The 23,964-nt window shown below is 56.6% G+C and carries 21 protein-coding genes and 1 tRNA gene; 9 read left to right on the plus strand and 13 right to left on the minus strand.

All coding sequences use genetic code 11. From position 1 onward, the window contains the following. Positions 1-33: 33 nt before the first annotated feature. Positions 34-1,386: a phosphoglucosamine mutase gene (glmM, locus tag RQI55_RS00140; RefSeq protein WP_042617513.1), complete on the plus strand. Its 1,353-nt coding sequence runs from the start codon at positions 34-36 to the stop codon at positions 1,384-1,386. A gap of 38 nt (positions 1,387-1,424) precedes the next feature. Here glmM and RQI55_RS00145 read toward each other — a convergent pair whose 3' ends face one another. Further along, entirely contained in the window at positions 1,425-3,287 is a 1,863-nt protein-coding gene (locus RQI55_RS00145) for an EAL domain-containing protein (RefSeq protein WP_243256924.1), read from the minus strand. A gap of 533 nt (positions 3,288-3,820) precedes the next feature. On the opposite strand from RQI55_RS00145, the gene RQI55_RS00150 reads away from it, so the two are divergent. Beyond that, entirely contained in the window at positions 3,821-4,621 is an 801-nt protein-coding gene (locus tag RQI55_RS00150; protein ID WP_042617511.1) for an outer membrane protein, read from the plus strand. 71 nt (positions 4,622-4,692) lie between these two features. Here the strand turns inward: RQI55_RS00150 and RQI55_RS00155 are convergent, their stop codons facing one another. Further along, positions 4,693-5,271, minus strand: coding sequence for a DoxX family protein (locus tag RQI55_RS00155; protein WP_243255146.1), 579 nt, complete (start codon positions 5,269-5,271; stop codon positions 4,693-4,695). A gap of 234 nt (positions 5,272-5,505) precedes the next feature. Between RQI55_RS00155 and RQI55_RS00160 the strand changes: the two genes are divergently transcribed. The 7 genes from RQI55_RS00160 (at position 5,506) to RQI55_RS00190 (ending at position 12,787) form a co-directional block, all read left to right on the plus strand. Beyond that, positions 5,506-6,684, plus strand: a complete 1,179-nt coding sequence (locus tag RQI55_RS00160) for a phosphoserine transaminase (protein WP_243255147.1) — start codon at positions 5,506-5,508, stop codon at positions 6,682-6,684. A 75-nt stretch (positions 6,685-6,759) separates the two neighbouring features. After that, positions 6,760-8,355 carry a phosphoglycerate dehydrogenase gene (serA, locus tag RQI55_RS00165; protein WP_042617508.1) on the plus strand — a complete coding sequence of 532 codons (1,596 nt, stop codon included), beginning with the start codon at positions 6,760-6,762 and terminating at the stop codon, positions 8,353-8,355. A 201-nt stretch (positions 8,356-8,556) separates the two neighbouring features. Next, positions 8,557-9,621 carry a Tim44 domain-containing protein gene (locus tag RQI55_RS00170; protein WP_243255148.1) on the plus strand — a complete coding sequence of 355 codons (1,065 nt, stop codon included), beginning with the start codon at positions 8,557-8,559 and terminating at the stop codon, positions 9,619-9,621. A gap of 370 nt (positions 9,622-9,991) precedes the next feature. Further along, positions 9,992-11,179 carry an OpgC family protein gene (locus RQI55_RS00175; protein WP_243255149.1) on the plus strand — a complete coding sequence of 396 codons (1,188 nt, stop codon included), beginning with the start codon at positions 9,992-9,994 and terminating at the stop codon, positions 11,177-11,179. Between the two features lie 37 nt (positions 11,180-11,216). Next, positions 11,217-11,381, plus strand: coding sequence for a hypothetical protein (locus tag RQI55_RS00180; RefSeq protein WP_243255150.1), 165 nt, complete (start codon positions 11,217-11,219; stop codon positions 11,379-11,381). Next, complete coding sequence (mnmA, locus tag RQI55_RS00185; RefSeq protein WP_243255151.1) at positions 11,378-12,574, plus strand: tRNA 2-thiouridine(34) synthase MnmA; 1,197 nt, start codon at positions 11,378-11,380, stop codon at positions 12,572-12,574. Before RQI55_RS00180 ends, mnmA begins: the two co-directional genes overlap by 4 nt. A 136-nt stretch (positions 12,575-12,710) precedes the next feature. Further along, positions 12,711-12,787: transfer RNA gene (locus tag RQI55_RS00190), tRNA-Met, on the plus strand. A gap of 362 nt (positions 12,788-13,149) precedes the next feature. Here the strand turns inward: RQI55_RS00190 and RQI55_RS00195 are convergent. From RQI55_RS00195 to RQI55_RS00245, 11 genes are all read right to left on the minus strand, one after another. Next, on the minus strand, positions 13,150-15,708 hold the full coding sequence (locus tag RQI55_RS00195; RefSeq protein ID WP_311272400.1) for an SGNH/GDSL hydrolase family protein: 2,559 nt from the start codon (positions 15,706-15,708) through the stop codon (positions 13,150-13,152). After that, a complete protein-coding gene (locus RQI55_RS00200; RefSeq protein WP_311272399.1) occupies positions 15,705-15,974 on the minus strand; it encodes a hypothetical protein in 270 nt (89 codons plus the stop codon). Before RQI55_RS00200 ends, RQI55_RS00195 begins: the two co-directional genes overlap by 4 nt. A gap of 12 nt (positions 15,975-15,986) precedes the next feature. Then, the gene (locus tag RQI55_RS00205; RefSeq protein ID WP_311272398.1) at positions 15,987-16,988 is read right to left on the minus strand and encodes a hypothetical protein; all 1,002 of its coding nucleotides are present in this window, start codon (positions 16,986-16,988) and stop codon (positions 15,987-15,989) included. Positions 16,989-16,995: 7 nt separating this feature from the next. Further along, positions 16,996-17,214, minus strand: coding sequence for a tail protein X (locus tag RQI55_RS00210; RefSeq protein WP_311272397.1), 219 nt, complete (start codon positions 17,212-17,214; stop codon positions 16,996-16,998). After that, on the minus strand, positions 17,214-17,690 hold the full coding sequence (locus tag RQI55_RS00215; RefSeq protein ID WP_311272396.1) for a phage tail protein: 477 nt from the start codon (positions 17,688-17,690) through the stop codon (positions 17,214-17,216). The genes RQI55_RS00210 and RQI55_RS00215 overlap by 1 nt, the downstream gene beginning before the upstream one ends. Then, positions 17,687-19,657 (minus strand): phage tail tape measure protein, encoded by a 1,971-nt coding sequence (locus tag RQI55_RS00220; protein ID WP_311272395.1) that lies wholly within the window; start codon positions 19,655-19,657, stop codon positions 17,687-17,689. Before RQI55_RS00220 ends, RQI55_RS00215 begins: the two co-directional genes overlap by 4 nt. 241 nt (positions 19,658-19,898) lie before the next feature. After that, positions 19,899-20,387, minus strand: coding sequence for a hypothetical protein (locus RQI55_RS00225; RefSeq protein WP_311272394.1), 489 nt, complete (start codon positions 20,385-20,387; stop codon positions 19,899-19,901). 10 nt (positions 20,388-20,397) lie between these two features. Next, positions 20,398-20,943 carry a phage major tail tube protein gene (locus RQI55_RS00230; RefSeq protein WP_311272393.1) on the minus strand — a complete coding sequence of 182 codons (546 nt, stop codon included), beginning with the start codon at positions 20,941-20,943 and terminating at the stop codon, positions 20,398-20,400. An 11-nt stretch (positions 20,944-20,954) separates the two neighbouring features. Beyond that, positions 20,955-22,211, minus strand: coding sequence for a phage tail sheath family protein (locus RQI55_RS00235; protein WP_311272392.1), 1,257 nt, complete (start codon positions 22,209-22,211; stop codon positions 20,955-20,957). 158 nt (positions 22,212-22,369) lie between these two features. Next, positions 22,370-22,795, minus strand: a complete 426-nt coding sequence (locus RQI55_RS00240) for a hypothetical protein (protein ID WP_311272391.1) — start codon at positions 22,793-22,795, stop codon at positions 22,370-22,372. After that, on the minus strand, positions 22,795-23,955 hold the full coding sequence (locus RQI55_RS00245) for a hypothetical protein (RefSeq protein WP_311272390.1): 1,161 nt from the start codon (positions 23,953-23,955) through the stop codon (positions 22,795-22,797). The genes RQI55_RS00240 and RQI55_RS00245 overlap by 1 nt, the downstream gene beginning before the upstream one ends. Positions 23,956-23,964 lie beyond the last annotated feature (9 nt).

Raw genomic sequence — 23,964 nt, forward strand, 5'->3', positions numbered from 1 at the left:
GTCTGTCGTGCGCGGGACAAATCTGGAGTTCAAATGACACGTCGCTATTTCGGAACCGATGGTATTCGCGGGCAGTCCAACGTCTTTCCAATGACGCCTGATCTGGCCATGCGGGTGGGAATCGCGGTGGGCACCATTTTCCGCCGTGGCCATCACCGCCACCGTGTCGTGATTGGCAAGGACACACGTCTTTCAGGCTATATGCTGGAAAATGCGCTGGTGGCAGGTTTTACCGCTGCTGGTCTTGATGTGTTTCTGCTCGGCCCAATTCCCACGCCTGCGGTTGCCATGCTGACCAGGTCCCTGCGCGCAGATATCGGCGTGATGATTTCGGCCTCGCACAACCCTTTCGCAGATAATGGCATCAAGCTGTTCGGCCCTGACGGTTACAAGCTTTCCGACGAGCTGGAGCTTGAGATCGAAGAGCTGCTGGACAAGGACATCTATTCGCAGCTTGCCAAGCCAAACGAGATTGGCCGCGCCAAGCGCGTGGATGGCGATATTTATCGGTACATCGAATTCGTCAAGCGCACGCTTCCGCGTGACGTGACACTGAGCGGTTTGCGCATCGCCATCGATTGCGCCAATGGCGCCGCCTATAAGGTCGCTCCAGCTGCCCTTTGGGAGCTTGGTGCCGAGGTGGTGACAATCGGCAATGAACCGAACGGCACCAACATCAATTTTGAATGTGGCTCCACACACCCCGCCGCGCTTCAGAAAAAGGTTCATGAGGTCCGCGCCGATATCGGTATCGCGTTGGACGGAGATGCCGACCGCGTCATCATCGTTGATGAGAAGGGCGAGATTGTCGATGGCGACCAGCTTATGGCAACGATTGCGGCAAGCTGGGCGGATGACAAGATCCTGCGCGGCGGCGGCATCGTCGCAACTGTTATGTCCAATCTTGGTCTCGAGCGTTTCCTCGTGGACAAGGGCATGACCCTTGCGCGCACCAAGGTTGGTGACCGCTATGTGGTCGAGCATATGCGCAACCATGATTTCAACGTGGGTGGGGAGCAATCCGGCCATATCGTGCTGTCAGACTATGGCACCACAGGCGATGGCCTTGTCGCAGCGCTTCAGGTGCTGGCGCGGGTCAAGCGTTCTGGCCGGACGGTTAGCGAAGTCTGCCGCAAGTTCGAGCCTGTGCCGCAACTTTTGAAGAATGTCCGTACGACAGGCGGCAAGCCGCTGGAAAACCCTATTGTGAAGCAGGCCATTGCTGATGCGGAAAGCGCACTGGCCAATAAGGGCAGGTTGGTCATTCGTCCGTCCGGCACAGAGCCGCTGATCCGCGTCATGGCCGAAGGCGACGATAGCGCCCAGGTCGAGCGCATCGTGAACGAATTGGTTGGCGTGATCGCCAATGCAAAGACTGCCGCATAATGCCAGATGCCAGCGCTTCGGCGCTGGCGCCTTCGCTTTCAAGCCCTGCGATAAACCTCCTGCTGGCGCTCTTCTTCTGACGCAAGAAAGGCTTCGATCATTGCATCTGGCATGGGGCGAGAAAACAGGTAGCCCTGGACCAGATTGCCGCCAAGGCTGCTGATAACCGCCATTTCCTCTTCTGTCTCGACGCCTTCTACGATGGCATCCAGCCCCATTTCGCGGCTGAGGGTGAGAACGGATCGCACGATCTTTTCGCTCGCCGGGTTCTGCTGGATGCCGCGGACGAAGCTATGATCGACCTTGATCTTTGTCAGCGGCAGGGAGTGAAGCGAGGTCAAGCTGGAATAGCCGGTTCCAAAGTCATCCAGCGATATGCCGCAGCCTATCTGGCGCAGCATTCCGACGGATAGTCCTGCCTGCCGCGTATCATGGATAAACGCTGTTTCGGTGATTTCGAGGTCGAGGCGTGAGGGGTCGAAGCCGCTGGTCTCGATGATGGCGATGATGCTGAGAACCGCTTCCGGGCTGTTTAAATCCTGCGCCGAAAGATTGAAGGAAAGCGTCAGATGGTCGGGCCATTTGCAGGCTGCATCCAGTGCTTTTTTCAGGAGCGGTCGCGTCAGCGTGCTGACAATTCCGGCGCGCTCTGCGATGGGAACGAACTGGCCGGGTGAGACATTGCCGAGAGCGGCGCTCTGCCAGCGGGCCAGCGCTTCGAAACCGGTTGTTCGGCGGCGGGCTACATCCACGATGGGCTGGAAGACCACGGAGAGTTCGCTTGCAAGATCAGCCTGTTTCAGGACCTGTTCTATCAGGGCATCCCGATGGATTTCTGCAACATGAAGCGCTGTGAAGAGTGTGCTGTTGCCACGTTTGCTGCGCTTGCCGTGGTAGAGCGCGTAATCGGCGCGGTCAAAGAGCTCTTCCGGGGAGGATGCCAGATCGGGGAAGACGGCGATGCCGATGGAGCCCGAAATCATGATGGTGGCATCTGGCAGGTGGAACGGCGCGCGCAGCAGTTCACACATGTGGTTGCCTTCGCTGACGACACAACGTTCGCTGGGGCAATCCGAGATGACAAAGGCAAATTCATCTCCGCCGAGACGGGCGAGAAAGACGTCGCTGGATGAAAAATTGGCGGTGAGGCGGTTGCTGACCTCTACCAGCAGGCGGTCTCCGGACGAATGTCCATAGAGATCATTGACGGGTTTGAAGCCATCCAGATCGATGACGCCAACGGCCAGCCGCGTGCTGTTTTCCGTCGCGACCGTGAACGCCTCTGCCAGGTGTTTGAAAAATGCACGGCGGTTGGGCAGCTCTGTCAGGCTGTCAATGTTCGCCAAGCGCAGGTTCTCGTTGCTGAGTGCCTCTGTTTTGTGCTGTGCGCTGATCATGTTTTCGAAATTTCGATAATTGACCACTAGCACGGCCAACATGCCGAAACTGACAAGAAGAATGTTCACGGCAATGGCAATGAATGTTGCCTGACCCGTGGCGGTGAAAAAGACGATGAAGGTGCCGTTGACCAGAATGGCGACGAAGAACGCCGCAGAGCGCACGTGCATGAGGCAGAAAATGCAGGATATGACCGTGATCGCCATATAGAAGGCTATATGCGATTGCTGGTAGGCGTCGCCATAGGGGTAGAGCAGGAATGACCAACCTGTGAAGGCCGTGGATATGACCACGGCCAGTTTTTGCGTCCGCTTCAATGCGACACGAGCTTCATGAGCTGTGGGGATGAGATCGCGCGACTTCCACCAGAAAGCGACCCTGATGGCGCTGATGGCGGTAAGAACCGCAGGCACGATGATGGTGAGCCAAAGTGGTGCAACGGGAAGGTGTGTGACAGCCAGCGCCCAAGTGCTCGACATGAGAATGAAGTACATGATCGGCATTTGTCTGCAAAATGCGCGGTACTTCGCGATAAGCAGAACTGGATCACGATCCGATATCTCAAAAAACTCGATCAGGAGCTTCACTTGCGCGTTCAACGAATGGTAACCTTGAGCAGCTGTTGAAACGACCTGCGACACGGCGTGGCGAGCTCGCTAAGGGATGGAATTCCCTGTCTTATCAGAGCATCATGCCTGACCTAATCTTGATATACACTGGCGAAACTTAGCTTGTTCTCATGATAGAGAACTATTGTTGTTATAAGCTCAATAATATTAGGTAACAAAACATTACCGCTTGCTTACGCCGGTGATGTGGTGTGTGAGGGATAGCCTCAGCATTTCCGGCCCGTCGTCGCGATTTTGGTGCGTGTCCTATAAATTAGTTAGATAGTATTAACCGAGTTTCTTAGCGAAGTTAGACAGAATAGGTCATGTTTTAACGGTGATTTAACCAATTTCCTTCAGGCTTCATAAATGAACAAGTTCTCGAGTATGGGCGCATCTGGTGCCATACCGCTTATGGAGCCGCCGTTATGAAAAAGAGCCTGATTGGTGTCGTCGCTGCTTTGATGGCATGCCAAACTGCTTCCGCAGCAGACGTTTATCAGCAGGAACCAGCGCCAGCATTTGTTGACAACGCGCCTGAAGTTCAGGTTCAGCAGGCCAGTGGCTGGTATCTGCGTGGAGATGTTGGCTATTCCTTCAACAAGTCCCGTGGTGCAGACTATCTCCGCACCGATTCCGGTAGCCCGGTAAATTACAGCTTCACGAACAAGTCCGTGGAAGACAACTTCCTTTATGGTGCGGGTGTTGGTTATCAGGTCAACAACTACCTGCGGACGGATTTGACGTTTGACTACATGGCTAAATCGAAGTTTAGCGGCAATGGCCCGCTTATCAATGGTGTGAACTCGTCAGTTCGTGCCTATTCGTTGATGGCCAATGCTTATGTCGATCTGGGAACCTATGGCCGCATAACCCCCTATCTCGGCGCTGGTATCGGTGGCGCCCACGTCAAATGGGACAAGTTGTCGAGCTGCGGTAACTGCGAAATCGATGGCGAGGGTAACTGGCGCTTCGCTTACGGCTTGATGGCCGGTGCCTCGATCGATGTCACCTGTAACCTCAAGGCCGACGTCGGCTATCGTTTCCGCCAGATCGGCAGCGGCAGCATGTTCGGCACGAGCGGCTCCGGTCTGACATCTGCAGGACGTGACAAGGGTCTCACCTCGCACGAAATTCGCGTTGGTGGCCGTTACGTCTTCAACGGTTGCGATACTGCCCAGTACATTCCGCCAGCCGATATTCCGCTTCAGCCAGCCGTCTACAAGTAAGCTGTCTTTAAACGAAAAAACACCGCTCGCATCCTTCACGATGCGGGCGGTTTTTTTATTCCAGATCACGATTAGAATTGCTTCCTGAACAGTTTGTCCAACGACCAATATCCGCCGCCGAAGGCCGCGAAAAGGGCTGCGCCGCCAGTCCAGAACAGCGAGGCAAGCTCTGCCTTTGTCTGGACCTGTTCGAGAAAGACCGTGCCGCCATCTGCCAGTCTGCGCAGGCCCTGGGGTGTGAAGAAGGTTTGATCCGCGGCCTTCAGTGCCTCCATGCCCGCTTCAGTCAGCAATGCATGGCCATAGGGATTTGCGAAGTGGAACCAGAGGGTGATGGCGAGCATGACCATGTTTGCCAAGGCGATAGGGCGGGTGAGTAGCCCAAGAGCTATGAACATTCCACCGAAAAACTGCAGTCCTGCCAGTGTCGGCGACCAGAGCCAGCCGGGATAGAAGCCGAGGTTTTCGACAAACCCAACCTGCGCAAAGGGTGCGAGGATCTTGGGATATCCCTCGATAACCAGCATTCCACCAATGGCGACTCGCATGGCCGTCCATGCCAGGGGCTGGGCAAATTTATCGTAAAAACCCGACAGGAATGGCAGAAGCAGTGTTTTGCGGGCGTTTGAAAAGGGAGCATTATGAGGCATATCAATATCTCTTTCGTCGGTGACGATGGAGAAACTGCCCCTTTTGCTGCGGGTTTGATTTGACTTATGTCAACATGACAGTGAAACGGCGCCAAGCTATAGCTTATGCCGCAGATAGGCCGAGAATTTCACCTTGAGCGACATAATCCGCTTGACTGTGACGACCGAGACGAATAGCAACGCTGTCAGGACACTCCACCCTAACGTGGGGCGCCTATCTGGAAGGATAGTCAAATGACAGATATAGTGAAGCCGGACACCCGTCCGAACAATACGCATTTCTCTTCTGGTCCTTGCTCCAAGCGCCCCGGTTGGTCGCTGGAAGCCTTGAGCGACGCACCTCTTGGTCGCTCGCACCGCGCCAAAGTTGGCAAAGCCAAGCTGAAGCAGGCCATTGATCTCACCCGCGAAGTTTTGAATGTTCCAGCCGATTACCGCATCGGTATCGTTCCTGCATCTGACACCGGCGCTGTTGAAATGGCGCTTTGGTCGTTGCTTGGTGAACGTGGCGTGGACATGGTTGCCTGGGAAAGCTTCGGTGCCGGTTGGGTGACCGATGTCGTCAAGCAGCTGAAGCTCAAGGACGTTCGCAAGATTGAAGCCGATTACGGCCTTCTCCCTGACCTTTCCACTATCGATTTCGACCGTGACGTGGTCTTCACTTGGAACGGCACCACATCGGGTGTTCGCGTTCCAAACGCCGATTTCATTCCCGCAGACCGCAAGGGTCTTACCATTTGCGATGCGACCTCTTCCGCATTTGCGCAGGACATGGACTTCTCCAAGCTCGATGTTGTGACCTTCTCCTGGCAGAAGGTTCTGGGCGGCGAGGGTGGCCATGGCGTCATCATCCTGTCGCCACGCGCTGTGGAGCGTCTGCTGTCTTACGCACCGGCATGGCCTTTGCCGAAGATTTTCCGCATGACTTCGGGCGGCAAGCTGATTGAAGGTATCTTCACCGGCGAGACGATCAACACACCATCCATGCTCTGCGTCGAAGACTATATCGATGCGTTGCTCTGGGCCAAAGATCTCGGTGGCCTCAAGGCGCTGATGGCGCGTGCCGATGCCAATGCCCAGATCATTTTCGACTTCGTGGCCGAGCATAATTGGATTGCCAATCTGGCCGTTGTGGACGAAACGCGCTCCAACACGTCCGTTTGCCTCAAGATCGTCTGCAAGGATGTTGCAGCGCTCGACGCCGCCGCGCAGGCCGATTTCGCCAAGGGCATGGTGTCCCTTCTCGAAAAGGAAAACGTGGCTCTGGACATCGGTGCTTACCGCGATGCCCCATCCGGTCTTCGCATCTGGGCCGGTGCAACCATCGAAACGGCTGATATGAAAGCCGTCATGCCTTGGCTCAAATGGGCATTCGAAACGCAGAAGGCTGCGACCTTCAAGGCTGCTGTCTGATTTTATCCGGCCCTGCCACGGCAGGGCCGCGCATTTTCGCTTTCAAGACTGAACCCTTTTCAAGGAGCCCACACAATGGCACCTCGCGTACTCGTATCTGACGAACTGTCGGAAACCGCCGTCCAGATTTTCCGCGATCGCGGCGTCGAAGTCGATTTCCAGCCAAAGCTTGGCAAGGACAAGGACAAGCTGGCCGAAATCATTGGCAATTATGATGGTCTTGCCATTCGCTCTGCCACCAAGGCAACGGAAAAGCTGATCGAAGCAGCGACCAATCTGAAGGTCATCGGTCGCGCCGGTATTGGCGTCGACAATGTCGATATTCCAGCGGCCTCGCGTCGCGGTATCATCGTCATGAACACGCCATTCGGCAACTCCATCACGACTGCCGAACACGCCATTGCGCTGATGTTTGCCGTTGCCCGGCAGCTGCCAGCTGCTGACGCCTCCACGCAGGCCGGCAAGTGGGAAAAATCGAAGTTCATGGGTGTTGAAATCACCGGCAAGACGCTCGGCGTTATCGGTGCTGGCAACATTGGCGGCATCGTCTGCTCGCGTGCGCTTGGCCTCAAGATGAATGTTCTGGCCTATGACCCCTTCCTTTCGCCAGAGCGTGCGCAGGAAATGGGCGTGACCAAGGTTGAACTGGACGAACTGTTGGCTCAGGCCGATTTCATCACGCTGCATGTTCCTATGACCGACAAGACACGCGGCATTCTCGGCGCTGAAAACCTTGCCAAGACCAAGCCTGGCGTTCGCATCATCAACTGCGCCCGTGGTGGTCTGGTGGATGAGGCAGCTCTTGCTGCCGCCATCAAATCCGGCCATGTTGCCGGTGCCGGTTTTGACGTGTTTGAGGTTGAGCCCGCGACCGAAAGCCCGCTGTTCGGCTTGCCGAACGTCGTGTGCACGCCGCATCTGGGTGCATCCACCACGGAAGCACAGGAAAATGTTGCGCTTCAGGTCGCCGAGCAGATGTCGGATTACCTCGTCAAGGGTGCCGTTTCCAACGCCATCAACATGCCGTCCATTACCGCTGACGAAGCGCCACGCCTGAAGCCTTTCATCAAGCTGGCTGACGTTCTTGGTTCTTTCGTGGGCCAGGTGCAGGAAAGCGCTACGAAGGAAATCGAAATCCTTTATGATGGCGCAACCGCCAACATGAACACCAAGGCGTTGACATCGGCTCTTCTCGCCGGTCTCATTCGCCCGCAAGTGTCTGACGTGAACATGGTTTCTGCGCCTATCATGATCAAGGAAAAGGGCATTATCCTTTCCGAAGTCAAGCGCGACAAGACCGGCGTTTACGACGGCTTCATCAAGCTGACCGTCAAGACCGAGAACCAGATCCGCTCGGTTGCCGGAACGGTGTTTTCGGATGGCAAGGCACGTTTCATCCAGATCAAGAACATCAACATGGATGCCGATGTCGGTCAGCACATGATCTACATCACCAACACCGACGTTCCCGGCATGATCGGCTTCATGGGCATGACGCTGGGCGAAGCGGGCGTTAACATCGCCAACTTCCAGCTGGGTCGTGAAAAGGAAAGCGGCGACGCCATCGCGCTTCTCTATGTCGATGGTCCTGTTTCTGAAACGGTGCTGGACAAGCTGCGCGCCAATCCTGCCATCCGTCAGGTCAAGTCGCTGTCCTTCAACATCGACTAAGTCCTCGCGCTTTTCGATTGCCATCATCACCCGGCGCAGGAGAAATCCTGTGCCGGTTTTTTTGTATTTTCGATCAAATACTTACCTATGGTTGCATATCACGAAAAATTTTATGCCATGTGTCTAAAAATGATGATCCATAGTTGCTATATCGCATTTCAAGATCCGCTCATTGGGAGGGCGGTGCAACAGGAGAAGATGATGTTTGCTGCCATTAGGCGCTTTAGGGGTTTGTTTGCGGTTGCGGCATTGGGAATTGCCGTATCGTTCATTGCTGTCGATATGGCTGAGGCAAGACGCGCCAGTGGCGGGTTCGGCAGCCGCGGCACACGCACCTTTTCCGCGCCACCGACAACAAACACTGCGCCGGGCCAGTCGGCACCGATTAACCGCAGCATGACGCCCAACACCAACCAGGCGACGCAGCCGGGCGCAGCCCAGCCAGCACGACCGAACGCACAGGCGGCTCCGCAGAGCCGCGGTATGCTTGGTGGCATGATGGGCGGTCTCATGGGTGGTTTGCTGATGGGTGGCCTGTTCGGCATGCTTATGGGCGGCGGCTTCGGCGGCATGGCCGGTTTCTTCGGTCTTCTGATCCAGGGTCTTCTGATTGGTGGCCTTGTCATGCTCGCCATGCGCTTCTTCAAGTCCCGTCGTCAGGGCCAGCCAGCTTTTGGTGGTGCCGGCAACAATTCCGCACGCAACGATTATTCTGCCCCGCAGAATAACCAGAGTGGGCTGGGCGGCTTCAAGATCCCGCAGATGGGTTCCAAGGCGGGCGTTGCTGCGGGTGTGGCTACAGCGGCATCTGCCGCGCCAAAGGCTACACCGCATGAAAATGCCATGTCGCAGGGTGACGAGATTGGCGTGACGCAGGCAGATCTCGAAACATTCCAGCAGACGCTTCAGAATGTGCAGTCCGCTTATGCTGCCGAAGACTACGGCACGCTTCGCAAGCTGACCACACCGGAAGCCATGTCCTATCTGGCCGAGGAACTGAGCGACAACGCAACCAGCGGCGTGAAGAACGATGTGCGCGATGTGACGCTGTTGCAGGGTGATGTTGCAGAGGCCTGGCACGAAGAGGGCAAGGATTTTGCGACGGTCGCTATGCGCTATTCCGCTATCGACGTGATGCGCGACCGAAACACCGGCAAGATCGTTCAGGGCGACGAGAACAAGCCAGAAGAATCGGTCGAGCTGTGGACATTTGTTCGCTCCGGCAAGACCGAGTGGCAGGTTGCCGCGATCCAGGAAGCTGCCTGAGCATCTTAAAATATACTGACAATGATTATGGCCGGTGCGGGTGTCTCCCGCACCGGCCATATCTTTTGCAAACGCCTTACAGGGCAGGGAATGTAGCGCCTTGAGCGCCAAGCCATTGATTCTGCTTGCCGCAGTTCTTCCACGCAATGGCCTTTTTCCATTCATCCAGCGTTCAGTCAGGGGCCGTTAACCAGACCGGGACACGGCAATGTGACACGGACGCGGACAGCAAACCGCCATTTTGGGCGGAACCCTAGCTTGGAAGCCGCGTTCTCGATCCAGGTTTGGATGGTGCCCCAAGAACCATCCTGTCATTCGGATCAGGCGACCTTGGCTCAAAAGGTTCCTGCGAGTATGGAGAGCAATCACGATGAAACGCTTCGACCTGATCGACGGAATGCGCGGTTATTTCCTCGTTTTCATGCTTATCAACCACCTCGTCTTTGCTGGCGGTCTATGGCTGATGGAGATCAATCACCGCCAGCTGGCTTTCGTTGAGGATGCTCAGGGCTTCGTGTTCCTGTCTGGCCTGCTGATCGGCATGGTCTATGCACGCAAGATGATGAAGTACGGCTATGAAGCCGGTCGTGACATGATCTGGAGCCGGGCGCTGGAGCTTTACAAATACGCCATGGGTCTTGTGATCGCCGTGTTGTTTGCCCGCATGGTCATTCCGCACGCGCCCTATATCTGGTACAACTGGCTGGGCATGACATCGTTTGACGATCCGCTTCGTCTGGCTGCCATCGCTACCTTCCTGTTCCAGCCCACCTTCATGGATATTCTGCCGCAATACATCGTCTACATGGTGTTTGCGCCGCTGCTGGTGAAGCTGTGCCTGGATGGGAAATGGGCCTATGTCGTTGCGGGTTCGCTGCTTGTCTGGATGGCCGGCCAGCTTGGCTTGCAGCAACTGTTTACGGCACCCGTGAATGAACTTGTAAAGGGTGCTGACGAGCAGGGTATCCGCGTCAGCTTCAACCTGTTTGGCTGGCAGCTGGTGTTCTACTCAGCGCTGGTGATGGGTGCCATGACGGCGCAGAACAAGATTGCATGGACGAAGATTTTCTCGCCGCAACGCAGCTGGATTGCCAAAGCAGCGCTGCTGGTCTGCCTGTTCTTCGTTCCGCTGCGCATCGCGACCGCGTGGAACCTGATGCCGGAATTCATGCTCGGCAAGTTCTCCACGATGGAAATCCGTGCCGACTTCGGCCCCGTGTACCTCATCAACTTCCTGGCTGTGGCCGTGGGTCTGACATGGTTGCTGATTGCTGGCCCTAAGCACCACAATCAACTGGTGCAGAAAGCCGCTGCTGCCGTTATCTGGGTTCTGTCGCTGCGGTTCCTGCAGCTTCTGGGTCGCCACTCCCTGCAGGTCTATGTCTGGCACGTGGCGATTGTCTACGGCATCTACTATCTGGATGGCCGCACCGCTGAACTGACGCAGATCGAAAAGACGGTTATCGCGCTGGTGGGCGTTGCGATGCTCTCTCTTCCAGCCCTGTGGCGAGAGCGCGACAAGTGGATTGGCAGTGGCCAGAAAACCGCTGGCGCCTGAGCCAATCAATCGAGGTCTTGGTGCGGAGAGGGCGGCCATGTCGCCCTCTACTTGCGTGTTTGCTCATTTCTTTCTATATGCAGGCGTGAAAAATCTGGATGTTGAGCGGGGTTGGGTCATGGAGCCTGCCTTTGCCAAGCCGGATACGACAGGCGGCGGGGCCTTGAACCCCGGTATGACTGACGATTGGAAAAACACGTGAACACGCTCGACTTTGATAAGAAGCCGGAAGACACCCGCATTGTTGTTGCCATGTCCGGTGGTGTCGACTCCTCGGTGGTGGCAGGCATTCTCAAGCGCGAGGGCTATGATGTCCTTGGCATTACGCTTCAGCTTTACGATCATGGAGCCGCCGTTCACAGGGCAGGTTCCTGTTGCGCAGGGCAGGATATCGACGATGCGCGCCGCGTGTGCGAAACGCTTGGCATTCCGCACTATGTGCTCGATTACGAAGCGCGTTTCCGCGAAACCGTCATCAACCCCTTTGCCGAAGCCTATGCCATGGGTGAAACGCCTGTGCCCTGCGTTGCCTGCAACCAGACGGTCAAGTTCGCCGATCTCCTGGCAACGGCGCAGGAGTTGGGCGCGGATGCGCTGGCAACCGGACATTACATCCGCTCACGCTTGAACCCGGTCCCGGGCCATCCCAACCGGCGGGCGCTTTATCGCCCCATTGACAGCGACCGGGACCAGAGCTGGTTCCTGTTTGCCACCACGCAGGCACAGATCGATTATCTGCGCTTTCCGCTGGGAGGCCTTTCCAAGGCTGAGACACGTGAGCTGGCCGAAGAGATGGGCCTTGTCGTCGCCAAGAAGGCAGACAGCCAGGACATCTGTTTCGTGCCGCAGGGCAAATATACCGAGATCATCAACAAGCTGAAGCCGAACGCGGCGCTGGTGGGCGATATCGTGCATCTGGATGGCCGTGTGCTAGGCAGCCATGACGGCATCGTACATTATACGATTGGCCAGCGGCGCGGCATTGGCGTGGCCACTGGCGAACCGCTTTATGTCGTTTATCTCGATGCGCGCAGCCGCCGTGTTATCGTTGGCCCGCGTGAGGCGTTGGAAACGCACCGCGTGTATCTGCGTGACATGAACTGGCTTGGCGACAACCCATTGCTGGATGATGCGAGAGAAGGTTTCTCCTGCTTCGCCAAGGTTCGCTCCACGCGGCCACCAAGCGAGGCCGTGCTGCATGCGGATGAGCGTGGCATCTATGTCGATCTCGCCATTGGTGAGGCCGGTGTGGCGCCAGGTCAGGCCTGCGTGCTCTACTCAGCCCCCGGTGCCGACGCGCGCGTCTATGGCGGCGGCTTCATCGAGCGTTCGGAACGTTCGCCCGAGGCGGAAGCATCGCTAAAGGCGCTGCTTCAGAACCAGGTTGCGGCCTGACACCAACAAGGCTTCAAGCGACAGCGTGGAAAGCAGAATTTTTGCGCATCTTACGCTTGACACTAACGGGAGCGGCACCTTATAAGCCGCTCATCCTGATGGACAAGCCAGTTACAAAACTGTCATGTCCCTCTGTGGCGGGGTAGCTCAGGTGGTTAGAGCAGCGGAATCATAATCCGCGTGTCGGGGGTTCAAGTCCCTCTCCCGCTACCATTTATTTCCTCAACGACTTCGATACGTTTGGTCTAGGTGTTAAATTGAAATTTAACGCCTTATGTCACGTCGTGGTGCAAGCCAGTAGCCAATATTTGCGCCAGTTTCAAATAGACCTCTGATAGCCTTCGCAACATGGAGTTCGAATTGGATAATGACATTTTCGAACTCTTGGTCCGAATGTACCCTGTAGCGCGGTTTTGCAAATTTGACAGCACGTTTTGCAAATTGTGAGTTTTGCAACAGCCCTGTCAAAGAGCCTTTAAGTCCCCCGTAAAGCCCTTTGAGACGGCATCTGTGCCGTCGTCACTCTTGGCCGCCGCGTACGCGGGCTTGTGAGCCGATAGACTTGGGGGGCCTCATCAACCCACAACGTTGAAGACTGTCACACGCCCATCGAAAACCGCTCCGTTGAAGTTCTCTGTAACGCTGACGACGAAGGCTTCTCCGGGAAGGATTGCAGGGCCTCGGATGAAATCTCCATCCGCGATCCAGTCGGTTTGGATCACCCCGCCTTTTGTCACGGTCACAGAGATGTTCGAGTTTGTCGTTCGGTTGCCCAGCGCCCCGGCGTAAGCTGGTCCAGCAACGCCGGTCAAAGGCGTCATGGTGAGAGCCTTCAGGCCGACCTTGGAAGCAATCTTGCCAGCCGATACGCGGTTGTTCCACCTGTCGGCGCGGTTGCCGGAACCAGATGACACGTTGCTGACCAAGCCCGATCGTCGAGCGGCCGGAAGGATGCCGTTGACATTCACAGATCCGATCTCAACGCCGTTTTGCAGCACCTGGACGACGTCGTTTGCGCCGTCTTTGTATAGGTTGGCGATGATCTCGTCGTTGTTCGCGATAGCCTTATACGGCACTGTCGCTAGCAGAGTGCTTGGCGTTCCAGCGTTTAAGCGTTGGACTTGCGGAACCCCGGACCCCTGCACCACATACAGCGAGTTGGCTTCGTCCTGCACAAGAATAGCATGACGCAAACCAACTGACGCGGCCCCGACAGGGACATAGCGTATTTGCTGATACCGTGTGTCGCCCTGTTGAGGAGCAAGGTACGCGGTGATCGGAAGAGCACCGCCGACCGAGTTGTTGATTGCCGCGTTGGTGTTGATCGTGATCGCGCCGGAGGCTCCGCCAACCCGCGTCCAGTTGGCCGAGTAGTCGGCCAAGTCCGTGCCATTGGTGCCGGTAAACAAGTCCGTATAGCCATCGTCAATGTTGGTGACGGTGAGCGTGACGTTCTGGCTAACAGACGGCAAAGACAAGTTGTAGGGCTTGGCCGTGATGGTGAAATTGTAGACGTTCGAGCCTCCCCCGTCCGCATCGAAAGCCCCTGCTGTCAAGTTGCCATATTGATCGATGGCGAACAGGGCCGCACTCGGTCCAGACAGGCTGAATGAAGCCGGTCTCGACACGGTGACGACGGTTGCGAAGGGCTGCTCCTCGGGTGTCGTCATCGTGGCAGAGGATGTGAATGTCAGCGGCGTGTTGCTCGTCTCGTCGTACAGGGATAGCGACGGGTCGGGCACTTCCTGCAAGGCGATTTCCGTGAACCGGATCTTGGCTATGCCGCTACCCGGAGCAAAGTACATGGCCGCATAGATGCTGGCGCTCGTTGTTGTTGCCTGTGACGGCATGCCTTCGACGACACCAGAATATGCTACGGCAGGACCGGGAAGAACAGCGGTTGAGACAGCCGTTTCAGTCGTCCCCCCGCTATTCGCTGCCCCCATTCCGATGGAGGAGTTAGCACCAGTCGTTGACCGGATCTGAGGAGCGCCCAGCCAGCCGTTGAACGCATCGACCTCGAAGCGGACCTTTGGCACATACCACTTGCCGGGAACGACTGTGACTGCCGCTGGAGTGAGCGTGAAGCCTTCAGCCGTCGCTGCCGTCATGGTTGACGTATCAATGGTTACTTCTGTCCCCCGCTTGCCATCCTTGACAACAACCGCTGACGATACCGTTGCTGTTGTTGCGCCGGTTCGAGCAACCGTATGGTTGTCGGGCGCTTGGCCTGTCACCCCTGCGCCAACTGTGCCGCTTGCTCCGTTCATGGCGGCATTGCCGACAAGGTTGCCCGTCAATAGATCACGGGCCGGTACCGCTTTGAGGTAAGGCCCAAGAGCGGCCAGGTAAATGTCGCCCATGGCCTTGCCGCCAAGGGTGGAAAGGTGGGTCATGTCAGGGCGGACAAGCGCAGCGACCGGCTCTTTACTAGCGGATGCCAGATCAACGAATGTCGAGCGGACTTCGATAAATGGAATACCGTTGTCCCGGCACCATGTCTTCATTGCTGCGTTGATGGCCGGGATCAACAGACGAGGCGCGTTCCCGGCAAGCCAAGGCCCACCAGCATTCGTGCCGCGCTCCCAAAGCTCTTTCACCGCGACCGCCTTACCGCCTGCGATCAGGGCGAGGATCATCGGTTTGACAAGGTTCAAGTAGCCATCAACGGAGAATGTCGATCCGTCAGGGTTGTTGAATTGTACCGAGTTGGAAGACAAAGCCACGATAACGAGATGCACGTCTGACGCCAAAATCTTTGGAACTCGCTGCTTCATCTGAATGAAGCCCTCGCCATCCTGCGCGAAGACAAGACCGTTCAACCTAGATTGTCCGGCAGCATCGTAATAGAACGAGGCGCGAAAATTCTGCCCCTGCATACGAGCCCACATCAGCTGTCCCATGGACATGGTGCGAACCTGTCCCGCTGCCCCCTCTCCATTCTGGCGCTCGCGGGAACCGCCGATTTCTGCAATCAGCGGATCTGCGGGAAGAGCAGCCAGCAGCGCAGCGTTTGGGAGGACAGGAATGCCTGGGATAGAAGGTCCCGCATTCGCTCTAACTTGCCCGAACACAGCCGCGAGACTACCGTTTCCGCTCGAAAAGGCCCGATTTCCAAAGCCAAGCCGAATCATTCGCGTACTACCTCGACCACCAGATTTTCACTGACCGGCCACACATATACATTTGTCGTTGTGTCGCTGAAATGCAGGCTCACCGGACGGTTTTCGTTGAGAGTCAGGAAGTCGGTTGAGGGGGTAACGCTCTGCGGCGGTGCGGCTGCGAGAACAACCTTTCCATCGCCAAATTCGCGAACAACAGCCAGGACATTGGCCTTGCCTACGGATAGGGCGGTCCATTGATTTTTAGCGCATACGATGCCTTTGACTTCCGCAGTCATTTGAAGCTCCTTTTACTGTTTCTTCGCCGCGATTTCGATTGTCATTAGCCAGCCGCCGTTTTCGTCGAAGGTGAAGCTGTGGGACAAGGTGCCAGCCGTCAGATCGCTGCCCGCCCATTCCCCGAAACCCGGAAGTGAAAGCGGAGCGCCTGCCATGGCGTTCACATCTCCCTCAACGGTCAGACTTCCAGTGATCGAGGCGCGGGTAAGATCGGTTACCTCGGCGCTGCCACGGATTTTCGCCTCACCGGCCGAGGCAGACGGATGCATAACTGCCGTGCGTGATGACTTGCCCTTGCCTACCGTTTGTTCGGTCACCCATCGTCCGGCTTCGTCATCGAAGTAGCCGCTCTCGACGGTGGCGTAATCGGGCCTGCCTTCAGTGGACAGGCCGCAGTCGATGACCGCGTCCAGGGCGACGACAAGAGGAGGAATTGCCTTGCCAGAGGCCGTGCGTGAGGCACCTTTGGCCGCGACGATCCATTTGCCACCGGCAAGCTTCAGACTGCCACCGATCTCGTCAGCGAGGCTTTGCGCAAAGCCGAGGGATGATTGACCGAACCGAAGCCGATACGGGATTTCGATCTTCGAAATGTCGCCATCGATGACAGCTGATTTCCCCGCTTCCTTGGCAAGCTTCTCAAATACTGCCCCGGCTGTGGTGCTCTCGAAATGCTCGGTGTCAGAAGATTTGTCCGCGTCCACGAAGTCGGCGCTGCGAGCCGTAATCGACATCGTCCAGCCATCACCGGCCGACTTATTCAAACTTGCGGACTGAAACGTGAAGACACCGGCGTTGCGCATAGCGCCTTCGGACCATCCGTATTCGAGACTGTATCGCGTCCCCTTTTCAGGCGGTTTTTGGAACGGCGGTGCGACCATGAAAACCATTTCCAGCTCGTCAGCTTCTCCGCCTTCATTGTCTGTGAACGTGACGCTCTCAAGCGTGGATTTCCATCCCGGAATGAGATCGTTACCAGTCTGTCCAATCACGCGAACGATAGCTTTTCTCATCGCGGACCTACTCCCATGCCAGAGTGAAGGAGGTCGCTGGTTTGGCAACGAAGTTTTCCGGGATTGTGATGATTGTTCCGGCCGGGAGCATGCCCTGGTAGCCCAACGCGGCCAACTCGGGATTGGCATTCAAGATGGCTTCAACAGTCCCCTCACGCTCGGTCTGGAGTGTTTTCTGTGCGATCCGATCGAGACGCTCGCCGCCATAGGCTACGGTATAACGCATTAGAGAAAGCCTCCCAAAAGTCCGGTCAGACTGGAGAGGTTGATCGCCGATGATAGGCCAGCGCTCTGCGGCAACATGATGAGGCCGATGGTGACATCCATCTGTCGGCCGATGCCATCGATCGGGTGCAGCCGCTCTTCATCACCATCAAGTGTTTCGATGACGCATAGCCCGGACGATTCCCCGAGGTAGTTGCCTCGTAGACGGATGAACGGAACTACGGCCTGCGAACGATGATGGGCTTTCAATATGGCAAAGGCGTCCAGGCCACCGAACACATGCGGGAAGGTTGTCGCCTCGATCGTGAGCGTCTCGGCGTCTGCGCCGGTTTTCTGATAGGCAAGCCCGCCCTGTGTCGGGTGTGCGGCGAACCTCGCGCTGGACGCATAGCCGACACGCTGGGGATTTAGACCGATCGTGTAGAGGATTGCGCCTCCGATCGAGAGCAACGCACCGGTTTCGCGAAACACACTCATGCGGGCTTCACTCCTAAATCGTAGAGGGTACGCGCCTGTGCCTGCTGAATAGCCCGGCTTTGCTCTCGGCGCGAGCGGATCGCCGCCAGCTTAGGGTTGGGCGACGAGATGTTCTGCGTCAGCCGCACGTTGCTCGACTGCTGGAGCGCGGAATGTTGTTCGCCAGTTGGCGCAGCTGCGGGCGCTGATGGAGCGACCTTTGGAGAAATCGTCGGCGACACGGTGAAATCAAGCGCTGCCCGAATGCGATCGGCAATTGACTGGGCCTCACCAGCGGCCTTGTTGCCTTCAGTCGCAAGCGCTGCGTTGTAGCCTTGCATCGACTTTTCGGCCGCACTGGAAAGATCACCGGACAGTGGCTTATCGAGCGGCACTGGAATTTTGCCGGTCGATTTGCCGAGGTCACCATTGCCCTGCGCGTTTCTGGCCGCATCCAATTGGCTTTTGAGGTCCAAAATTTCATTCGCTAGAAAAAGCTTTGCCCCGGCTAAAGTGTCAACGTCGCCTCTGGCTGCGGGCATATTGGCGAGCTTCTTTTGGCGGTCGGCGAGATACGATTCAAGTCCATCAATATCTGTGTCTTTTAAGGCCTTTTGATCGGCATAGGCATTTTCCTCGCGTGCGTAGGACGGGTTCACGAGGCGGGCAAACCAGTCTTTAATTGGACTTGAAACCTTATCCCACCAGGCACCCGCATTCGTGCCTGCGTCGGACATTGCGGCATCACGCCGATCGGCGCGCTCTTTCGGAAGGCTGCGCAGAAATTCGTAGTCCTCGTTAACCGTTCCGGCCGAGTTCGAACGGATTTCCTTCAAGAACTCGGTATATTTATCGCGGAAATTAATGAGAGGAAGGAGGGCTTGTTTGGCTTGCATATCGCCAAATAGTTCGCCAATTCGAAATTCGTTGCCATCGGTGATTTTCATGACGGTATCGACAAGATCGAGCATGTAGGGCGTTCCGTTTTTCTCTGAACGCTTCTTTATCGCTTCGATATCCACTCCCTTTTCATCGAAGTTTTTCACCGTGTCAGGGGAAGAGAGCTTAGCCAAAATGTTCTCAAGATTGGTCGACGCCTGGTCCTGCGTACCGGCCCCCATGCGGACGATTTGGGCAAGAGCAACCAGCTCGGCCGTGGCATCGAGACCTGATCGGCCGGTGCTAGCGTAGAGGGTGGCAAGTTTGGGAAAGTTCTTCGCCATGGCATCGACTTCGAAAGAGCCAAGCTTTGTACCTTTCGCCATCATGTCCAGCGCGGCACCAACATCAGCGTCTTTCACGCCCAGGTTCTGTTGGAGAGCAATCACCGCACTGCCAATAGTTTCGCCTGTACTGTCGCCCGCTTTCGCAGCTTTTAGCGTCGGATCTAGAACTGATTCCTGCTGATCGAGGCCGATGCCTGCGGCCGCATAGGTCTTTCGAGCGTCGTTCACTTGGCTTGCGCCTATGCCGTAACGCAGAGAGAGCTTTGTGTTTGACTGACCGATCTTTTCAATAGCTTCGGGCGTGCGGGTCTCCGCCGTCACGGCGACCGATGCTATTTCGCGATTGAGATCGCGGAATTTGCCCGCCATTTGCTCTAAGCCGCGAAGGATGTTTTCCACTGATGCAAAAGCCGCAAGGCCTGCAAATGCTCCGGCAGCGCTGGGGCCCATCGCAGACAAAGCCCCGTTCAACCGGCCCGCTGGAGCTGCCATTCTTTCGAAACCGGCTCCATTTAAGCGACTGATGTCGCGCATTTTATCATGGGCCTGTCTAACGCCGCCCGCAGCTTTCCGGCCTGCCTGGTCAAGGTTCTGAAGATTGCGAACCGCAGTCGTAGTGTTGACGTTTCCGAGTTTACGCGCCTCTCTGTTGAGGTTGCTGACGGCCTTTTCGCCCCTGTCTGCCTCGCGGCGGATATCGCGCAATCCGGCATCCAGCTTGCCACCTTTGACCTGGCCGAGTTTCTTCGCTTCGTCGCCCAACTCATGCAGATCGCGCTTGGCAAGTTTTGCCTCACGAGACTGATACTGAAGTCGCAGGCGAAGAGAAACGTCCATCGTCATTTCCGGATCAAGAGGCTGGCCAGTAGGCCGAAACTTTCTGTGTGGATGCGTCTCGCCTCGTGGTTCCAGAGAAGCAGTTCATCCCACCACATGGCCTGGACGGACGGAAGCGGCGTGTTGAGGTACGCCGCGACATGAGACACGTAAGTACGCCAGCGCGTCACGTCGCCGGGGATGCGCTCTCCGCTTTCAGTGCGCGGGGCAAAAAATCGTAGGCCGCATCAACGACCGCGTCGCCGTCCTCATCAACAAGGCCTCGCAATACCGACGCTGGCATGCCGGTCATGACCGCGTAAATGTCGAAGGTGGAAAACGAAGCGGACGCAGCTCTGCGAACGAAGGCGTCCACCTGACCGAGGGTCAGACGCTTTACAACGATCTTGTCGACCACTTTCCCATCCATCCGGAAAGCGTGCTTCAGCGGGACTGATAATTCGTGCGTGCTCGTGACGAAATCAAGAACATCCGCTGCAGGTGCTGGTTCCTCAGTTGGTGCAACTGGTGTTGGCTCGATTGCCGCCGCCGTGTCACCGTCTTCCCAAAGCTCGCGAGGCGGCAATGGGATTTCCTCAAATTGAACGGCCGAGGAATCTGTTTTCGACGAAGGGACCGCCACGCGGGCGGTCAGAGTTTCGCTGTCAGTCTTCATCGGTCCCGCCCTATGCTGAAATCAGGCTGTTATATTCAGCCGTGTAGTTGACGCCGTCGATGATCAGGACGTTGTTTTGAATGTCGAACTTATGAACAACCTTGCCGTCCATCATGTCCTGATAGAGGACAATGCTTGACCAGCGCAGCTTCGTTGCGGCCGACGACTTCTGACCCTTCACGCCGCCCTGCTCATAGCCGTTCAAAAGGCCTTTCAAGATGACCGCGCGGCCCTTCAGCTGCGGTGCAGAGCCGGTTGAGGTTTCACCAGTAGAATTGGCCGGAAAGACGTTCAACAGCGCCTCATAGTAGGCAATCGTTGTCCAGTCGCCGGGCTCACGACCAAAGCGCCCTTTGAGATCTTCATGAACGCCATTTACGGACATCTCACAGGTGAGCGGCTGGATTTCAGCGGGGATTTCAAATCCGAACCAGCCGCCACCCATTACGATCGGCACCATCTCGCGGGAGAGAGCCGGTAGCGTGGTTTCATCGATACGCAGGCGCTGATTGATTTCGCCGCAATACCAGTTCGATCCGCGAATGATGCGATCCATATGAGATTTCCTTAGGCGGTGACGCGGATGTTGGAATTACCGAGCGATGAAAGCGCGGAGGCGATGGCCGCTTCCAGTATGTTGAAAGCCTCCGGCATGGGCTCGTCATACAGCTGGAGATCGATGAGATCAGGCGTTTCGGCCCAGCGCATCTTGACGCGCAGCGCACCGGCCTCAAGCGTTGCGGCAGAGTTCAGAGCCTTCGCCCAGATCAGTTCATAGTCGATGATGGCGCCGAGGGTGACGAGATCTGCGAGGAACTGATCGGCCGCACGATAGATCAGCGTCACCATGTGTGGCGTGATGTCTTCAGAAAGATACTGACGGACCGGGCGCAGCATAGCCTTTTCGACAGCGCGACGGGTGCGGATTTTCTTGATCGAGCGCCAGCTATTGACGGTGGGGTCGCTGGCTGTTGTGAAGGGAGCCCAAAGCAGATTGCCCTCGATAATGGTGCCAATACCCGCCTGGGCAAGCCGATTTGCTTCAGACGAGATATCACCGTCCGTGTAGCCGACAGGAAGAGATGGTCCCAGAACGCCCCTTAAGGGCCGGTTCCATGCTGCCTTATATGGTCCGCCGGTTTCCTTATCTCGCCTGACCGTTGCACCGGCGAAGTGAGGTGACAGTGCCCGCACGACGTTGCCGCTGCCGAGATTGACCACGGCCTGCGGATATACCGCCACAACGTTGAGCGCGGTTTTGAAGTCCTCTGCCCAGGTGATCGCAGCTTCAGGCGAGCTGGACGGTGCGTCGGCAATCACCAAGCAGTCAATGATGCGGTCGGCAACAGTGCGAGCGGCGGCGGCGACCGCGTTGGCGACGCCGCCGATACGGGCGGACATGTAGCCAGGCGCAATGATAAGGCCCGGCTCGATCTTCAGTTCGCTCTTAGCATCGAGGAGCGCGTACATGCCGGTCTTTGCACCCGCAGAGCCGACGATGGAGTTAGTTTCCGCTTCAAGTTTGGCTGCGGGATCGGTCAGCGTGGAATGCTGGGCACGAACGAAAGCAATATCGGTCACAATGCCTTCGGACAGGATTTGATCTACGGCGTCACGCGCCACGCCAGTTCCAAGCTTGGCGATCTGCTCGATGTCATCGAGCTTCAGCTTAACGGGTTCGCCGATTGGAAAAGCTGCGTTGTCAGCGGTGGGTGCTGGAAGCACCATACCGACAACCGTGCTGTCGCGTGTGTCGATCTTTGCGACAGTCGAAGTGAGATTGGAAAACCGGCGAACGCCGACGAAATCCGTAGTGCCAGACATTAGCGGTCCCCGGGGCTGATGATTGTCAGCTTCGGACGCTAGTTCCAACACGCCAAAATCCCGGGCTGACAGGTGTCAGCCCGGTACATTTAGAACCTCCAAATTTGGCTTAATCTACATTTGATGACGTATTTTTCTGCGCCTGTCCATGCCGGGTTTCATGCCGCCATGGCCTCAAGCCACATTTCATCCACCCGGGCAGGCGTCAATTCGAGCGCTTGGGCGATGATAAGCAAGGTCGGATGGTTTCGCTCGAACGTTTGAGCATCTTCCCATTCGATCTTTGCTTCATCCTTCTGCATCCCTTCCGGCATGCTGGCGATTAAAGCCTCGACATTGGCGAGAGAGATGCCGTTGCGCACAAGCGTCAAACGCAACTGGCGGCGGGTGACAGGCGTCATCACCACTGGCACAGGTTCTGGCTCAACGTACTGCCAGCCCCCGTCCATCGGACGGTAGTCGTCTCCCGGCTTCATTGGGTACTCAACTGTACCTTCGGGGTAAGCGTCCAAGATTTCTTGCGATGGCTCGCCTGTCGTTTCCCAGTACCCGTGGGTCGGGTGGTAAAACCCATGTGAGGACATTATGACTTTTCCCATACCGTATAGCCGGTGAACCCGAGACCAGCCGTATTGTTGTACTGGTAATATTCGCCCGGCGAAATGATGCCGCTGCAAGTAGCAGAATAGCCACTACCTGTGCTTGAGCCGTTATTCTTGGCTATCGTATTGTAACCACCACCGGGCGACCCTGCTTGAAGAATGATGTCAGGTGCCCAGCCCGATGACCCTACGTGCACGATAGAGACAAACAGAGGCTTACCTGTCGTATTCTGCCGTGGCGTCGCTCGTGCCAGAGCCACTTGTGTATATGCGCCAGAGAATAGCTGCGGGGCATTCGCGGCGATGGCGTCGCGCACCGCCACTGCGTCTGGGAACTTGTTCGCTGCACCTGACGTGATCTCAGCGGCGGTAGCTTTGTTGCCCGCGTGCGGCACGGCGTTGCCGTTGACCTTGAACCCGCCCTTTACATCCCACCAGCCCCCACGGAAATCGTAATATCCCATCACGGAGCCATCGGAATGGCTAACCATTCCCATGCCATACCAACCTCGGAGTGCGAAGTTGAAGGTTGTATAGTTGGCGTTATCGCCCGTGCCATTTTGGATCGCATTGGTCCCCCAGGTGCTATGCAGCCCCAGCGGTCCGGTCATAGTTCCGCCAGCCGTCGCCAATTTCGCGGCGAGAGCGTTTGTCATTGTGGTGGCAAAGTTTGGATTATTGCCAATGGCTGCTGCCAGCTCGCTCAAGGTGTCAAGCGTTGCTGGCGAAGAGTTGACCAGAGCCGCAATGTTCTGCTGAATGAGAGCGGTAAGGCCAACGATATCAGCCGTAGTGTGTTGATGATTTCCAATAACTGCCGCTGCTGACGCGAAACCAAAGCCGGTTGTTGTCTTTTGCAGAAGATAGCCAGCGGCGGCATCCGAAACCCCGAGAACATCGACAAGGTCAATCAGCTTGAACGTCTTGTTGGCATCCATCTTATTGGCCAGCGCCGTCACAAGTCCTGTCACCTGTGCTTGCGTATGGGTATGAGAAACAGCCGCCTTCCCGGCGACCGCTGTTTGCAAGGCAAATATCAATGCGTCCAGCAATTCCATCGTTTGCTGAAGTCGATAGAATTCGTCGTCAACATTGGCACTCGGGTCTGGCAGAGGCAGATTGAGATTAGCTGTGGTGCTCATGTTTTACCC

It is taken from the genome of Rhizobium sp. WCS2018Hpa-16, from assembly GCF_031843705.1.
Classification (GTDB): domain Bacteria; phylum Pseudomonadota; class Alphaproteobacteria; order Rhizobiales; family Rhizobiaceae; genus Agrobacterium; species Agrobacterium tumefaciens_C.

Bases quoted from the DNA above. Each gene is read 5' to 3' on its own strand.
- glmM (WP_042617513.1), top strand. From the start codon at position 34: ATGACACGTCGCTATTTCGGAACCGATGGTATTCGCGGGCAGTCCAAC.
- RQI55_RS00145 (WP_243256924.1), bottom strand. From the start codon at position 3,287: ATGCCGATCATGTACTTCATTCTCATGTCGAGCACTTGGGCGCTGGCT.
- RQI55_RS00150 (WP_042617511.1), top strand. From the start codon at position 3,821: ATGAAAAAGAGCCTGATTGGTGTCGTCGCTGCTTTGATGGCATGCCAA.
- RQI55_RS00155 (WP_243255146.1), bottom strand. From the start codon at position 5,271: ATGCCTCATAATGCTCCCTTTTCAAACGCCCGCAAAACACTGCTTCTG.
- RQI55_RS00160 (WP_243255147.1), top strand. From the start codon at position 5,506: ATGACAGATATAGTGAAGCCGGACACCCGTCCGAACAATACGCATTTC.
- serA (WP_042617508.1), top strand. From the start codon at position 6,760: ATGGCACCTCGCGTACTCGTATCTGACGAACTGTCGGAAACCGCCGTC.
- RQI55_RS00170 (WP_243255148.1), top strand. From the start codon at position 8,557: ATGTTTGCTGCCATTAGGCGCTTTAGGGGTTTGTTTGCGGTTGCGGCA.
- RQI55_RS00175 (WP_243255149.1), top strand. From the start codon at position 9,992: ATGAAACGCTTCGACCTGATCGACGGAATGCGCGGTTATTTCCTCGTT.
- RQI55_RS00180 (WP_243255150.1), top strand. From the start codon at position 11,217: ATGTCGCCCTCTACTTGCGTGTTTGCTCATTTCTTTCTATATGCAGGC.
- RQI55_RS00195 (WP_311272400.1), bottom strand. From the start codon at position 15,708: ATGATTCGGCTTGGCTTTGGAAATCGGGCCTTTTCGAGCGGAAACGGT.
- RQI55_RS00200 (WP_311272399.1), bottom strand. From the start codon at position 15,974: ATGACTGCGGAAGTCAAAGGCATCGTATGCGCTAAAAATCAATGGACC.
- RQI55_RS00205 (WP_311272398.1), bottom strand. From the start codon at position 16,988: ATGAGAAAAGCTATCGTTCGCGTGATTGGACAGACTGGTAACGATCTC.
- RQI55_RS00210 (WP_311272397.1), bottom strand. From the start codon at position 17,214: ATGCGTTATACCGTAGCCTATGGCGGCGAGCGTCTCGATCGGATCGCA.
- RQI55_RS00215 (WP_311272396.1), bottom strand. From the start codon at position 17,690: ATGAGTGTGTTTCGCGAAACCGGTGCGTTGCTCTCGATCGGAGGCGCA.
- RQI55_RS00225 (WP_311272394.1), bottom strand. From the start codon at position 20,387: ATGAAGACTGACAGCGAAACTCTGACCGCCCGCGTGGCGGTCCCTTCG.
- RQI55_RS00230 (WP_311272393.1), bottom strand. From the start codon at position 20,943: ATGGATCGCATCATTCGCGGATCGAACTGGTATTGCGGCGAAATCAAT.
- RQI55_RS00235 (WP_311272392.1), bottom strand. From the start codon at position 22,211: ATGTCTGGCACTACGGATTTCGTCGGCGTTCGCCGGTTTTCCAATCTC.
- RQI55_RS00240 (WP_311272391.1), bottom strand. From the start codon at position 22,795: ATGTCCTCACATGGGTTTTACCACCCGACCCACGGGTACTGGGAAACG.
- RQI55_RS00245 (WP_311272390.1), bottom strand. From the start codon at position 23,955: ATGAGCACCACAGCTAATCTCAATCTGCCTCTGCCAGACCCGAGTGCC.